Below are 13,373 nucleotides of genomic sequence, written 5' to 3' on the forward strand. Positions count from 1 at the left end.
ACTTAAGTTAATGTATTACAAGGTTGCTATTCAACCAATATCTCTCTCTTTCCTGAGTAATTTGGAGAGCTGACAATTCCTTCTTTTTCCATTCTTTCAACAATATTTGCAGCTCTGTTATAGCCTATTCTAAGTTGTCGCTGAATGTAACTGGTTGAAACTTTTTGATCTCTTTGAATGATGGCCACTGCTTGGTTGTAAAGGTCGTTTTCTTCATCCTCTGTTTCACCTTCTGATTCCACAGAAGAATTTTCATCTTCTTTGGTAATTTCCTCCATGTAACTTGGCTCACCTTGCATTTTCAGATGATTAACTATATCTTGCACCTCATCATCGCTCACAAATGGACCGTGAACTCGAATGATCTTACCACCAGAGGCCATATAGAGCATATCACCCATACCGAGCAATTGTTCAGCTCCTTGTTCGCCAAGTATTGTACGGCTATCTATCTTAGAAGTAACAGCAAAACTGATTCTCGTTGGAAAGTTCGCCTTTATCACACCTGTGATCACATCCACAGATGGGCGTTGTGTTGCCATTATGATGTGTATTCCTGCAGCACGAGCCATCTGAGCTAAACGTTGAATAGAGCACTCTATCTCTTTGCCGGCAACAAGCATCAAATCTGCCATTTCATCCACGATCACTACAATATACGGAAATGTCTCCATCTTGATTGGTATTTTTTCAAACAAAGGTTTGCCTGTTGTTGAGTTAAAGCCAATCTGCACAACGCGCTCCAATTCTATTCCACTATTCATTGCTTCTGTGATTTTTTGGTTATAGTTTATTACATTGCGTACATTTAAATACGACATCATGCGATAGCGATTTTCCATTTCTTTCACTATCCACTTAAGAGCGATAACAGCCTTTTTTGGCTCTGTTACTACTGGCGCCATTAGGTGCGGTATTGCATCATATATTGAAAGCTCAAGCATTTTTGGGTCGATCATTATCATCTTACATTCATCAGGACTTAATCGATAAACGAGCGAAAGAATCATAGTGTTAATCGCAACTGATTTACCCGACCCTGTGGTTCCAGCAACGAGCAAGTGGGGCATTTTAGTCAGATCTGCAATAACTGGTTTTCCACTTATTTCTTTGCCAAGGGCGATTGGGAGATTTAAGTTTGCATTCTGGTATTCTGGTGATTCAAGCAAATCACGCAGCATTACAATTTCTCGTTCCTTGTTCGGCAACTCTATTCCCATAGCATTTTGCCCACGAATTATTGAAATACGTGCAGAGAGTGCACTCATCGAACGTGCAATGTCATCTGCAAGGCCAATTACTCTTGCAGATTTCGTACCAGCTTGTGGTTCAAGTTTGTATAAAGTCACAACCGGCCCATAGCATACACTGATAATTTTTCCTTGCACGCCAAAATCACTCAGGACTTGTTCCAGCAGAGATAAATTTTTATTGCTCCCCATTTCATTCAGCTGCTTTCTCTGCAAAGACTCCTCTGCTTTAGAAAGTAAATGAATGCTTGGAAACTCGAACTCACTGGAAGGTTTAAAAATTTCTTCGGTAGCTTTTTTCTGTCTTTCTTTTGGTTGTTGTTTAGTAGTGATTTTAGTTCTATGTTTTTCTTCTACTACTAATGGTGCAACTGAATATTCAGCAGTTTTATGTGATCTGAAGAATGGAACATTTACAAATAAGCAAGCTATTTTTTTACATAAGAAGAATAGAGAGTAAATTGCTCTCTTCCAACCAACCGATCCTACAAGACCTATTGATGTTACTATCACAAATACATAAAATGGGCAGTTATTAACGAGTGCATTCCCTATTATTCCACTGTGTCTGTACCTTGCAGTGATGCCTAGCGAAAGTTGTGGTAATATAGCACATACCCCTAAATTGATTAATATTAAATAGAGAATTTTCAGCAGTATTTTTGCTGGCCTGAAGATCAACAAGTAAACTATGGTTGTAGCTATTGTAACACTAGTTAATCCAAGAAATTGAACCAATATATCAGCTAAATATGAACCTACTATTCCACCTAAATTTGTCACTTCCTTATTTGTAGCCGTGTTTAAGGAAGGATCTTTATAGTTGTAGCTAAAAACTGATATATATACATATATTAAAAGGGATAGATATATTGCTGATTTTAGATATTTTTTTAACATCTACCTAAAGTAGTAAGCTACTGTATATTTTACAAAGTGAATTGTTATTAGCAATATCATTATAGATAAATCTAATCCGTTGAATGGTGGTATATACCTTCTGATAATTTTCAATGGTGGGTAAGTCAGCTGATTCAAGGTGCGCATTATGCGATTGACAGTATCATTATACACGTTCACTATATTAAGCCTAATCAGTAAATCTAGGACAATCCAACATATTAGAATGAAGCTATAAAGATCAAGTAACGTGTTGAGTAGATATATAATTGGATGCATGCATATCTATTACACGAAAGTTATAATAAAGACAAGTATTTAGCCTTTTCAAACTCAAAATGTTGTTTTTGCTGAACCAAAAAAAACTTCATTTTTTGAGCTGCACCTAAGGTAGGAGGAAGGAGGGCTGTATAAAATATATTTAATGTTTCAGTGGGTCCAATATTGCCTGCTTGTAAATATTGTCCCTGTGTCCTATTGAAACAATAATTACTATACGTTTTGCAGTATTTACACGATAGACAATACGGTAATCATCAGCAACTTTTATTCTTCTATGTCCCTTTAATCTCTTGCGTAGCAACACACCGTTACCAATAGGATCAATCTCAAGATACTTTTTTATTGCGTCTTTAATACTTGGCTTTACATCTTTCGGCAAGAAAGGCAAATTTCTTTTAAGAACATGCTTTAGATATTTAATGGTGTATCGCTTATTTCCAGATGTCTTCACTATCCTCTACTTCTTCTGCATCATCAGCATTTAACTCCCTAATAATTTTGGAAAATGCAATATCTTCCGCTTCAAGTTCGATTGCTTCCTTGACTAGCTTTTCTGTTAATTTTTGAACAGACTGCTTAGTGGCTCTAGCTAGTTCAACAAGATGCTGCGAAGTTTTTGGGTCAAAAGTTATACTAATTCCTGAATCTGCCATATGTTTTACCAAAGCCTACTAACAATTATACAACATTTTTCTGAATTTTTCAATAAAGAAAGTTGATGATATGTAAGAAAAATTCTGCCACCTGCGTTAATAAACAATTAAAGATTTAGCATATTTGTCTACGATAGTATTCCTCTATTCTATTACTTAAGTTAGACCACTTTTTTCTATTAATATTTTTTGTTTACAAAGATGAGCAATTACTCATCACGCAGTTGATCTATGGATATAATACTACCGTTTGATAATTTTTCAGTATATTTTTCACTTTTGTATTCTTTATCAGAATCGATACTGATTTTGTCAAATATTAAAACATCTCCTGAAATTTTATCACGAAACTCACTAATAGCAAAAAACGGTATAGTAATTCGCTCTTGTTTTCCTTGAAAACTCAAACTGACGCTAAATTTATCCTCAGAAACTTTTAAATCATAGAATTGATGCTGTAATATAATAAGCATTTGAGTGGGGTATGACTTTTTCAAACGATCTGGCATGGTCACACCATTAAAATATGTGAAAAATAATATTTCTAAATGAGGGATAAAACCATTACCTGATATAACATCTAAAGTCTTTTTGATAACTTGAAACTTGGCAGAATTAAGCAATTTTTTGTAATCTGTTTGCTCCATATAACTTCCACATACGTAAATTTTTGGGGAACTTCTGTTACCCGGCGTTCCCTGAACCGTGCTTATAGCAATGAAGTTATAGTGCTTAAATTAAGCAGCTATTGCATCATTGTCTTCAGCAGCAAAATTATCGTTTGCATTTAAATTATGAACTCTTAGCGGTGGTGTCTAACCGAGCAAAACTACCATCTTTACTATGCATGTCGATCCTTATTCGCCCCCATATAAATTTAAAATATGGTGGAGGCGCCGAGTACTGCCCTCGGGTCCAATACACCTATTACAGGGTGATTTTATTGCTATAGTACACAAAATGTACATAGCTATTATATAGCAACATTAAATAAATGTCAAGATATTATGACCTTAAGTTGATTTATTGCTAAGACAAAATTAAGATTTCCAGTAAAAAATTCTGTGACCTTACCCAGAAAAAGTGGAGAGAAAGTTAAGAAAATTTTTTACAAAAAGAATGATGAATCACAATGTTCAGGAATGCAATAATTAATAGCAGAATGCCTACGCTGTTTTTTGTAAAAATTTCTATGTATTCAAATATAGCAGTTCTAGCTTGTTGAACGGAGTGCTTAGGTGTACAGTTCCAAAGTGTGATGGTATGATATATAAGAAATTGCCATCGAAGGAGGAATTATGGTTACACCTTTACAACTTTGTTATATTACGCAAAAAGACTCAAAACTCTCAAAACTTTATGAATTTATATGTAACCAGTGGACACAAGCATCCTGAATTATTTATACTAAATCCATACCATCACACTTTGGACCTACTTCCTTATTCATTCTCACAATCCGTGAACGGTTACAAATACTGGAGTTTACCCTTTTTCTTGTTATTTTTTTAATCTATAGTTAGCATTCAAAACCATATTCGAAAAGTATCTCATATATTTCCAGATTTTTTCAATGCTGTTTATTTCATCCTCAACATTGTCTCTACCTTTATGAACTAAGTTACAATTTAGCAGCATTAAAAATTATAACGTATTCCTACCTCCAGAGTTGCATCTGGTATTTGTAATGCTTTTATACCACTTAGTTGCCCGCCTGCAGCAATACCAACTGCACCAACTATCTGTGGAGCAATTTCATAATCAACACCGACCTTCAGTTTATAGGAAATAGAACCCAGTATTTTATCTACTACAGATGCCTCCTCTGCAGCAGCTCCAGTAACCTCACCTGCACTCGAAGTAGTGGTAGCTCCTGGATCTTGAGATTTTGAATCTTTGCTTTTACCACCTTCACCAAAGCCAAAAGGTATTACTTGTAAGTATCCTCCTAAACCTCCACTGACATATAGTTTAACGGGATCAATATCAAGGTCAGGGTAATAACGATAATTTGCCAATAAGCTAGCCCCTATTTTCCTTGTATCCTTATTAGCAATATCACTCATGTTAGCAAGAACCTCAAGTTCAAACTTAGAGTTTTTGTCATGATGATAACCAAAAACAACGCTAGGTTTCATTACAAAGCCACCACCCCATCCAGCACCAAAGTTTAAACCTGCATAGTACTGATCTTCTGACTTACTTGCACTATTATTAGCTGCACCTGCTAGAGATGAAGTAAGCAACACAGCCAAAACGCATAATCTCTTCATTTTCATATAACTCCTCATACAAAAAAATATATAATGCATAAGTATATATCCTTTATATTAAAAAAGATATAACCGCATGTCAAAAAAAGTATACCTACAAAGTAAAGGATGTGCTACTCGGATGTATCCGTTCAGCAGAATGGCAAAATAGGTAGACAAGCTAACGTATTTGTTAAGTTATGTGTAAACAGGAGGTTATGAGAAACTTGTAATAAAGTTGTATAACATAGCTGTTCATAGAGCTCACCCAAATCGGGCATATGCATTTGCAAAAGCCTGCAATCACTTTGCAAAAACCGATAAATTAGATGCAAAACTGTTGGAAAAATATGCTGAATTCATCGCAAAAAACGATGGGGTAAAAGACTTACTATTACCCACAAATAAAAACATAGTATTGTATTTACTCAAATAATTTAATTTTATTAACCTGAAAGCTTATTGGATTAAAATTATTAAACTAAGAGTTATAATTTTAGCAACTAAAAGCTGTAAATTGCACCATATAAACAGTTATTTCAAGCAAAAGTTATGCCATTAAGAGCTATGCAACAAACATTTATATTTGTGGGTAATAGTAAGATCTAAATCCGATAGAGCATTGTTGGCACACCATCAAAAGTCGCCTCAGACCTCTAATGCATCAATGTAAAGACTTACACCTTTTAGTTGGTAATACCATTTTAGACGTTTATCATTCGTTTTAGAAAATACTATAGAATCCAGAAAAAAACATGCCTAGACGAGCTATTTGAATGACATTAGTTGTTAGTTACGCAACTTTCATAACAGCTTCGCTTATGACATTTGTTTACTGTTATGTCTGTAAGATACCCTACTATACCACCTAATGCTGCACCTGCAATTCCTAATAATACAGCAGTTGCAATTACTCCGATAGCAATAATCTCAGGTATAATTCCTATTGCAACTAGTGTAGCTCCTACAGCACCAAATAATAATGCTAAGCCTATAACTCTTGGAGAAATTCCTGAAGCTTGTTTTTGTGGAGAATTACGTTTTGGGTTGCCTACTATAGGTGGCTGATTAATTTGCTTTTTCTGCTGAAAATTATTGTTAGTTTCGTTACTGACAGGTGTTTGTTGCAATGGAACTGCACTGCTTGTAATCGTTTGTGGGCCACTGTCTACTGGTTGTTCTTGTTGTGGAGGGGTTGAAACAAACGGTTGTGTAGTGGTATCACTTGCAGCCGGTTGTTCTAAAATTTGCTCATTATCACAGTTAATAGCCACATTGCTACCTACTTTTGATTGAAATGATTCGGTAAACACTACACTGTAATCTACATCATCAATTATTGTTCCTGAAGTTGGATCTGGATTTTGATAGTAAGTTATAGTGGCATTAGATATTTCGGGTCTACCTTTTATCGTTCTTTTTACTAGCTTTTTCTTTTCTATTTGACACACATTAAACTTATTAGAAAAACTGAAAGTTAATTTATCTTTAAATGTTTCTGCAAAATCGTCCACAAAACTATCTTTAAAAGCAATTGGAACAGAGATACGCTTTCCACCTAGAAAGATCTCTTGAAAGCAAAATTTGTTAGGGGCTTTTAGTACGCTTACCTTCAAGCTTCATAACCTCTGCTATATCTAAATACACTATACCTTCAGCTATTTTTGGATTGATTTTATTAATCAAATTTCTGATATACTCTTTGTCTTTTTCATTTACTATGATAATTCTGACGTTAAATCTTTCACATCCACATTCATTATTTACACTCGAATTTATTGCTGTTCCTCCAATTCTATCACCTAAAACAACCATTCGAATAGAAGATAACCTTTCATATGCTTCTTGCATTTCTTTGTCATTCAAAAGTGCTCTTGCTTTTTCTATAATGCTTTCTACGCTTCTCTTCTGATATTTACTAAGATATTTTTTACTGAAGTTACTGTAATCATAATTATGATCTTTTGTTGCCATTTCTGCATAGCGAAGTGTATCAAACAAATGCGAACTCTTATTATGCAATCCAACAGTTGATACTGCATTTTGGCTCACTGTGTTTGGACAATGGGAACCTGGACTATATCTATTTTTCTCATATATCAATTCGCCTGCAACAACAGGTATTCCCCTTACTTTCATTTCATTTTTTGGTAGTAATTGGCCATTTGTAAAAGCAAATGCTGAAAAAAGTGCCCAAGCATTGGTACCGTGTGCAGCAAAAGTTCTCTTATCAATCACATTACTGCGTACATTCAATCTAACTTCAGGGTGTTTCCTTTTAAATTCCTCACTTATCTCAAACAATTGTTTTTCCGACTTGCTTGGTCTTCTGTTCTGCATAAAGTTCTTATGAAGTTCAGAAAATTCTATTAGTTTCTGTATATGAGCCTCTTGCATATTTACCATCCTAGCCAAATAAACTTATATAATATCAGTTCAACCAATCAATCCACAAAAATCAAACGAATATTTTCAAAACAGTGCTAAACTTAGGCTGCTATGACAAGAACAGTTGACGTATTACTACCACTTCCAGTTGATCAGTTATTTTCATATGCAGTTGAAGAAAATACTGAAGTTTCAGTTGGAGATTATGTAGTGGTGCCATTTGGCAAAAAACGCTTGATCGGAATAGTTTGGAAATATAGTGACAAGAGTGGTCGAGCATTAAAATTTATTGAGCAAAAAATCGATTTACCAAATATTAGACCAAAATTGATTGCATTTGCAGAGTGGGTTGCACAATACAATGTAATGCCTATTGGTATGCTTGCCAAAGTGATAATGGGAGGAGTGTTAAAAGTAAACCACATAGACAAATTGGTTTGTGCTAAGCAGAAGCAGGAAATAAGTGAAATAAGTTGCCAATTAAACCCTGAACAGCAGATAGCTAGCGATAAAATAATAAGCAGTTTGAATGAGTATTCAGTGACTTTGCTTGACGGTGAGACAGGATCTGGAAAAACGGAAGTTTACTTATCCGCAATTGCAAAATTGGTAGAAACTGTAAACAGTGCACAAATTTTAATCCTCTTGCCTGAAATTGTTTTAACTTCACAATTGGTAAATCGTGTTCGCGGTCAGATATCAAAAAACTTAGTTGAATGGCACTCAGGGCTCACTCCAAAAACTCGCCGGAATAATTGGCTCAATATAGCAAGTGGAAATGCGCAGATAATTATTGGTGCACGGTCAGCGCTTTTTTTGCCTTATAAAAACCTAAAATTGATTATCATTGATGAAGAGCACGACTCATCTTTTAAACAAGAACAGGGAATTATATATAATGCTCGAGATATGGCGATAATCTTAGCCAAATTTGAAAATATTCCGATTATTTTATCATCAGCAACTCCACTGCTTGAAACGATTCATCATGTTAAAAGCGGGAATTATAATCATGTAAAGCTAACCAAGCGATTCGGTGGTGCAGAATTGCCACTCATTAAAGTAGTAGATATGAGGAACAACAAGCAATGGATCTCCTCTGAGCTTTTTGAAAGCATCAAACAAACCATAGAGAAAAAACAGCAGGTTATGCTCTTTTTAAACCGCCGAGGGTATGCACAACTGGCAGTTTGTAAAAAGTGTGGATATAAAATTTCCTGCTTAAATTGTGCTGTTTGGCTTACATATCACAAGAAAAAAAATGCTCTTTTGTGCCATCATTGCTCTTATCAATTAAAACTCCCAGAAAAATGCTCTGATTGCCAGAGTGAACAGTCATTTTCCCTTTATGGCGTAGGAATTGAAAGGTTACTTGAAGAAATGGTGAAATTAATACCAAACGCAAAAACTGCGATGATAAGCAGCGATCAGAAGTCGGTTAGTAACGTAATTGACTTGGTACTGAAAGAAGAGGTGAACATTATAATCGGCACACAAATAATTGCTAAGGGGCACAATTTTCCTAAATTAACTTTGGTTGGAGTAATGAATGCAGATTTGAGTCTCGAAAATTCTGATTTAAGAGCAGCAGAAAAGACGTATCAATTGTTGCACCAAGTTGCAGGCAGGTCAGGAAGGTTCAATGAAAAAGGAATGGTAATAGTGCAAACCAATAATCCTGAAAGTTCAATAATAAAAGCATTGCTACATCAAAAAAGGGACTCATTTTATGAAATTGAACTTAAGTCAAGACGCGAAGCCAAAATGCCACCATTTAGCAGATTAATAGCGCTTATAATTTGTGGTAAGAATCAGATTGCGACACAAAAAGCAGCGAATGAAATAGTAAAATCTCTTCTCCGTCATCCAAGTAGCTCAACTACTTGTATTCAGGAAAAAAATGTAAGTGCAGACAAAAAGGAATTTGAAATTCTTGGTCCATCACCAGCAGCAATAAATTTCTTAAATAATAAGTATCGGTATAGGGTGTTGCTAAAAATACACAATAAGCACAGTCTATCTATACAAAAGAAGCTGAAATGTTTGATTAAAAATTGTAACTTGAATTCGAGTATTGCAGTGATAATAGATGTTGATCCTGTGAGTTTTTTTTAACGAGTTCCGTTAAGCCTTCTTGCCAATTACCACAACATTCTCACTGGGAAAAAAATAATCAGGTACAACCATATTTTTTGGTGCAGGACCCCCAATTACTCGGCCTGATGTGTCATAATATGAACCGTGGCAAGGGCAGAACCAACCGTTACCATCTTTTGTAGCGTGATCAATCGGCACACACCCAAGATGTGTACATATTCCAAGCATAATTAACCATTCGTCTTTTCCTTCGTATACTCTCTGCTCATCTAATTGAGGATCCCTCAAGCTCTTCACATTCACAGCTCTTGCAGCCTCAATTTCTTGCTTTGTGCGTCTACGAATGAATACTGGTTTACCTTGCCACTTTACTTTTACTCCGTGTCCTTCCTGAATTCCAGACAAATTCACCTCCACTGTGGAAGTTGCTAAAACTTCAGCAGAAGGATTCATAGACTTAACCAGTGGCCAAAGTCCACTTGCAGCTCCTATACCTGCCATAGCGCATGTAGTTAATGTTATAAAATCTCTCCTACTCTTATTTTTAGTAAGATCTTTAACAGGAGGTGTTTTTTTATCCTCTTTGTTTGCCAGTGGTTTTTTATTTTTAGTTAAATTTTTGTCCATTGATCTCTACTTAGCCATAAGTATATATTTTAAATTAAATACTGCGTATTAATCAACAAAAACTTGCGCTTTTTGTTTAACCTGTACTACAGTTGAGAAGAGATAGAGTTTTCAACTTCAGAAATACTATCTTCAGTGGAATCAGGATCTTCAATTTTCGCTACTGACACCACCTTTTCTCTACTCTCTGTTTTAAACAGAGTGACTCCTTGAGTGCTACGTCCTGCAATTCTGATATCATTTACTGAAATACGAATTAACTTTCCTTTATCTGTAATAAGCATGATATTATCACCCTGCTCAACTGGAAAACTAGCAACAACATTACCGTTTCTGTTGGTAGTAAGAATATTGGTGATACCAACACCACCCCTGTTAGTTATTCTATACTCATACGCAGAAGTTCTTTTACCAAAGCCATTTTCGGTAATAGTTAATATAAACTCCTCATTCACTGCAAGTTTTAAGAACAATTCGTTATCTATTCCTAAATCATTCAAAGTCTTTTCCAATTTGGAATCAATGGAGTTATTAATTGTAGTCCCCAGTCTTTTTGCAAGTGGAACTTTTAAGTAAAGTTCTTTTGTTTCTGTTGCTACACCTATCCCATTTAATATGGTCATGGATATCACGCTGTCATTCTTTGCAAGTTTGATACCTCTTACGCCATCTGAATTGCGACTTTTAAATTGACGCACATCACTTACAACAAATCTGATACTTTTGCCGAATCTTGTTGAAAGAAAAACATGATCAATTTCATTGCATACTTTAACTGATATTAACTTATCTCCTTCATCGAGCTTGATTGCTATTTTTCCATTGCTTGGAATATAGTGAAAATCCGCTAAAGAGTTGCGCCTTATGTTCCCATGAGCAGTAGCAAAAACTATGTTTTGATTTTCGTCATTTTCACTTGGTAATGGCATTATATTAGTTATAGTTTCACCATCGCTAAGCGGGAATATATTAACAAGTGCTCTTCCACGTGCAGTTGGCTCTGCAAGAGGTAACTTATAAACTTTTAATCTATAAACTCGGCCAATATTAGAAAAGAATAAAAGGCTAGTGTGGGTATTCCCAACAAATAATTTTGTGGTTACATCCTCTTCTTTTAATCCTTGTCCTAGCTTTCCTTTTCCACCACGACGCTGAGTTCTATAATGAGAAAGCTTCACACGCTTGATATAACCATTCATAGTTACGGTTATCACCATATCCTCTTGTGGAATTAGATCTTCAGCTTCAATGTCCGTATCTGATTCCTCTATTGAAGTTTTTCGCGGCACAGCAAATCTGTTCTTTATTTCTTGTAGATTGTTTTTTATTTCTTTCATCAACTTCTCTCCTGAGCCAAGAAAAGCAATATATTCTTTTATCAGGTTGATCATTGAACTTAGCTCAGCTTCTAATTTGTCTTTTTCAAGGCCTGTTAAACGTTGCAATTTCATGTCAAGAATAGCTTTCGTTTGCAGCTCAGTTAATCTATACACTCCGTCTTTCAAAAAGCTTGTGCTGTCTGAGATTAATCCAATAATTGTGTTTATCTCAGCTGAAGTTTTCCATTCTTTATTTAAAAGTTCTCTACTTGCTTCCGCAGGATCTTTTGCACCACGGATGATTTTTATCACTTCATCTATGCTCAAGACCGCAATGTAGAGCCCTATATATATATGAGCTTTTTCCCTCGTTTTTCTTAGACGAAATTCTGTTCTCCTGATTAATACTTCTTTTCTAAAATCAACAAAAGCAGCTATGATTTCTTTTAATGACATCAAAGCAGGCCTGTTGTTGTTGAGGACTAAAGTGTTAACACTAAAACTACTTCTTAGTGGAGTTAGTCCCAATATTTGATTAAGTATAAAACTTGCTTCAGCATTTCTTCTGAGGTCAATTACTACTCTAATACCAGACTTATCGGACTCATCCCTAATTTCTGTTATGCCATCAATTCTTTTTTCTTTTACAAGCTCACCTATCTTCTCAATTAATTTTACTTTATTTACCTGGTAAGGTATTTCATCAATCACTATTGCTTGCCTATCTTGTGGCAGGTCTTCCATGTGAGTCTCGCCTTGCACAACAACTGATCCACGACCCGTTGCAAATGCTGATCTTATTCCAGACCTTCCAAGAATCGTTCCCCCAGTTGGGAAATCCGGCCCTGGCATCACTTCAAGTAACTCATCCAAAGTAACTTCAGGATTATCTATATATAACATACAAGCATCTATTATTTCTCCAAGGTTGTGAGAAGGAATATTGGTTGCCATACCAACTGCAACACCGCTTGCACCATTTACCAATAGATTCGGAAATTCTGCAGGCAGTACAACAGGCTCTGTTTCATTTCCATCATAGTTTGGCCTAAAATCAACTGTATCTTCGTCAATATCATTTAGTAAGAAGTGCGACACTTTGTGAAGCCTTGCTTCTGTATATCGCATCGAAGCGGGTGGATCTCCGTCTATCGAACCAAAGTTACCTTGTCCATCAACAAGTGGTAAAAGAAGAGAGAAATCTTGGGCCATTCTAACCAAGGAATCGTAAATAGCTGCATCACCATGTGGGTGATATTTCCCCATTACATCCCCTACTATACGAGCCGCCTTTTTATATGGCTTACCAGCATCGTATCCAGCCCTTGACATTGCATATAATATGCGCCTATGAACAGGTTTAAATCCATCTCGCACGTCAGGTATAGCCCGGCTTATGATAACGCTCATTGCGTAGGAAAGATAAGAATCTTCCAGCTCTTTTACTATTGAGATTGGTACTATATTATCCTGCATTTTCTATATTTTGATTGAAGTAATTAATAATATTAACATTCAGTTAAGCAAATGGGCAATGACAGACTTGAACTGCCGACCTCCTCGGTGTAAACGAGATGCTCTACCAGCTGAGCTAATTGCCCCTTT

At 35.6% G+C, this 13,373-nt stretch carries 12 protein-coding genes, 1 tRNA gene, 1 other RNA gene and 1 pseudogene; 3 read left to right on the forward strand and 12 right to left on the reverse strand.

The features are described from left to right. Positions 1 to 26: 26 nt before the first annotated feature. The 6 genes from ABWU75_RS03345 to ssrA all read right to left on the reverse strand — a co-directional run bounded on the left by ABWU75_RS03345 (position 27) and on the right by ssrA (position 4,090). Entirely contained in the window at positions 27 to 2,150 is a 2,124-nt protein-coding gene (locus ABWU75_RS03345) for an FtsK/SpoIIIE family DNA translocase (RefSeq protein ID WP_353286607.1), read from the reverse strand. Then, positions 2,151 to 2,429 carry a YggT family protein gene (locus tag ABWU75_RS03350; RefSeq protein ID WP_253309879.1) on the reverse strand — a complete coding sequence of 93 codons (279 nt, stop codon included), beginning with the start codon at positions 2,427 to 2,429 and terminating at the stop codon, positions 2,151 to 2,153. A gap of 142 nt (positions 2,430 to 2,571) precedes the next feature. Beyond that, positions 2,572 to 2,883, reverse strand: coding sequence for a type II toxin-antitoxin system RelE family toxin (locus tag ABWU75_RS03355; protein WP_264731303.1), 312 nt, complete (start codon positions 2,881 to 2,883; stop codon positions 2,572 to 2,574). Beyond that, positions 2,864 to 3,085 (reverse strand): hypothetical protein, encoded by a 222-nt coding sequence (locus ABWU75_RS03360; RefSeq protein ID WP_253309905.1) that lies wholly within the window; start codon positions 3,083 to 3,085, stop codon positions 2,864 to 2,866. Before ABWU75_RS03360 ends, ABWU75_RS03355 begins: the two co-directional genes overlap by 20 nt. A 209-nt stretch (positions 3,086 to 3,294) precedes the next feature. Then, entirely contained in the window at positions 3,295 to 3,732 is a 438-nt protein-coding gene (locus tag ABWU75_RS03365; protein ID WP_138264795.1) for a ClpXP protease specificity-enhancing factor SspB, read from the reverse strand. Positions 3,733 to 3,754: 22 nt separating this feature from the next. Then, positions 3,755 to 4,090: a transfer-messenger RNA gene (ssrA, locus tag ABWU75_RS03370) on the reverse strand. A 319-nt stretch (positions 4,091 to 4,409) separates the two neighbouring features. On the opposite strand from ssrA, the pseudogene ABWU75_RS05905 reads away from it, so the two are divergent. Continuing rightward, positions 4,410 to 4,597: pseudogene (locus ABWU75_RS05905) on the forward strand (hypothetical protein); the annotation flags it as partial. A 125-nt stretch (positions 4,598 to 4,722) separates the two neighbouring features. Here the strand turns inward: ABWU75_RS05905 and ABWU75_RS03375 are convergent. Continuing rightward, positions 4,723 to 5,364: a hypothetical protein gene (locus ABWU75_RS03375; protein WP_264731306.1), complete on the reverse strand. Its 642-nt coding sequence runs from the start codon at positions 5,362 to 5,364 to the stop codon at positions 4,723 to 4,725. Positions 5,365 to 5,575: 211 nt separating this feature from the next. Between ABWU75_RS03375 and ABWU75_RS03380 the strand changes: the two genes are divergently transcribed. Beyond that, entirely contained in the window at positions 5,576 to 5,773 is a 198-nt protein-coding gene (locus ABWU75_RS03380) for a hypothetical protein (RefSeq protein WP_253309883.1), read from the forward strand. Between the two features lie 346 nt (positions 5,774 to 6,119). Here ABWU75_RS03380 and ABWU75_RS03385 read toward each other — a convergent pair whose 3' ends face one another. Continuing rightward, the gene (locus tag ABWU75_RS03385) at positions 6,120 to 6,953 is read right to left on the reverse strand and encodes a hypothetical protein (protein WP_353286608.1); all 834 of its coding nucleotides are present in this window, start codon (positions 6,951 to 6,953) and stop codon (positions 6,120 to 6,122) included. Next, complete coding sequence (locus tag ABWU75_RS03390) at positions 6,925 to 7,734, reverse strand: hypothetical protein (protein WP_353286609.1); 810 nt, start codon at positions 7,732 to 7,734, stop codon at positions 6,925 to 6,927. The genes ABWU75_RS03385 and ABWU75_RS03390 overlap by 29 nt, the downstream gene beginning before the upstream one ends. A 102-nt stretch (positions 7,735 to 7,836) precedes the next feature. Between ABWU75_RS03390 and priA the strand changes: the two genes are divergently transcribed. Continuing rightward, entirely contained in the window at positions 7,837 to 9,840 is a 2,004-nt protein-coding gene (gene priA / locus ABWU75_RS03395) for a primosomal protein N' (RefSeq protein ID WP_353286610.1), read from the forward strand. A gap of 9 nt (positions 9,841 to 9,849) precedes the next feature. Here priA and petA read toward each other — a convergent pair whose 3' ends face one another. The 3 genes from petA to ABWU75_RS03410 all read right to left on the reverse strand — a co-directional run bounded on the left by petA (position 9,850) and on the right by ABWU75_RS03410 (position 13,369). Then, positions 9,850 to 10,449: a ubiquinol-cytochrome c reductase iron-sulfur subunit gene (gene petA / locus ABWU75_RS03400; RefSeq protein WP_264731315.1), complete on the reverse strand. Its 600-nt coding sequence runs from the start codon at positions 10,447 to 10,449 to the stop codon at positions 9,850 to 9,852. A gap of 86 nt (positions 10,450 to 10,535) precedes the next feature. Further along, a complete protein-coding gene (gyrA, locus tag ABWU75_RS03405; RefSeq protein ID WP_353286611.1) occupies positions 10,536 to 13,244 on the reverse strand; it encodes a DNA gyrase subunit A in 2,709 nt (902 codons plus the stop codon). A gap of 52 nt (positions 13,245 to 13,296) precedes the next feature. Further along, positions 13,297 to 13,369, reverse strand: a tRNA-Val gene (locus tag ABWU75_RS03410). Positions 13,370 to 13,373 lie beyond the last annotated feature (4 nt).

The sequence above is a fragment of the Wolbachia endosymbiont (group A) of Anthophora plumipes genome (assembly GCF_964028115.1).
In the GTDB taxonomy this organism is placed as follows: Bacteria; Pseudomonadota; Alphaproteobacteria; order Rickettsiales; family Anaplasmataceae; genus Wolbachia.

Coding starts and splice junctions, on each gene's coding strand:
- gyrA (WP_353286611.1), bottom strand. CDS start 13,244: ATGCAGGATAATATAGTACCAATCTCAATAGTAAAAGAGCTGGAAGAT.
- priA (WP_353286610.1), top strand. CDS start 7,837: ATGACAAGAACAGTTGACGTATTACTACCACTTCCAGTTGATCAGTTA.
- ABWU75_RS03365 (WP_138264795.1), bottom strand. CDS start 3,732: ATGGAGCAAACAGATTACAAAAAATTGCTTAATTCTGCCAAGTTTCAA.
- ABWU75_RS03350 (WP_253309879.1), bottom strand. CDS start 2,429: ATGCATCCAATTATATATCTACTCAACACGTTACTTGATCTTTATAGC.
- ABWU75_RS03360 (WP_253309905.1), bottom strand. CDS start 3,085: ATGGCAGATTCAGGAATTAGTATAACTTTTGACCCAAAAACTTCGCAG.
- ABWU75_RS03390 (WP_353286609.1), bottom strand. CDS start 7,734: ATGCAAGAGGCTCATATACAGAAACTAATAGAATTTTCTGAACTTCAT.
- petA (WP_264731315.1), bottom strand. CDS start 10,449: ATGGACAAAAATTTAACTAAAAATAAAAAACCACTGGCAAACAAAGAG.
- ABWU75_RS03375 (WP_264731306.1), bottom strand. CDS start 5,364: ATGAAAATGAAGAGATTATGCGTTTTGGCTGTGTTGCTTACTTCATCT.
- ABWU75_RS03345 (WP_353286607.1), bottom strand. CDS start 2,150: ATGTTAAAAAAATATCTAAAATCAGCAATATATCTATCCCTTTTAATA.